The organism is Methylobacterium sp. J-088 (assembly GCF_022829295.1).
In the GTDB taxonomy this organism is placed as follows: domain Bacteria; phylum Pseudomonadota; class Alphaproteobacteria; order Rhizobiales; family Beijerinckiaceae; genus Methylobacterium.
Genome location: NZ_JAKSYH010000160.1, coordinates 1 through 477, shown reverse-complemented (window position 1 = coordinate 477; position 477 = coordinate 1). Strand labels below are relative to the sequence as shown.

The window sequence follows — 477 nt, the reverse complement described above, 5'->3', positions numbered from 1 at the left end:
GCGGCCGCCTCGGCTACGCCTTCGACCGCACCCTCGTGTACGGCACCGGCGGCTTCGCCTACGGCTCGGGCAGCGCCGACCGTTCGTTCGGCGGCTACGCCGGCAACGACAGCTTCCGCACCGGCTACGCCGTCGGCGGCGGCATCGAGTACGCGCTCCCCACCGAGTCGTTCCTGAACTTCTTCCGCTCCTCGGCCGTGACGCTCAAGGTCGAAGGCCTGTACGTCAACCTCGACCGCAACACCCGCAACCAGGGCGCGTTCGTCATCAACGCCGCCAACAACTTCCCGGTCGTCACCAGCGGTGTCGGTCGCCGCTCCGACGAGTTCGCCGTCGTCCGCGCCGGCCTGAACTACAAGTTCGGCTCGTACTAAGATCCGGTGGCGCTGCTCCCGGCCATCGTGCCGGGAGAACACGGCGGCGGGCGAGGGGCAGTTGGTCCTCCCCACCGCTCGCCGCCGTCGAAGAGCAGCTGAT

The 477-nt window shown here is 69.2% G+C and carries 1 protein-coding gene; it reads left to right on the top strand.

What is annotated here, in order from left to right; translation table 11 throughout:
- The coding region (locus tag MKK63_RS17945) for an outer membrane protein (protein WP_409564527.1) at positions 1–374 on the top strand (374 nt) is incomplete at its 5' end.
- Positions 375–477: the final 103 nt, after the last annotated feature.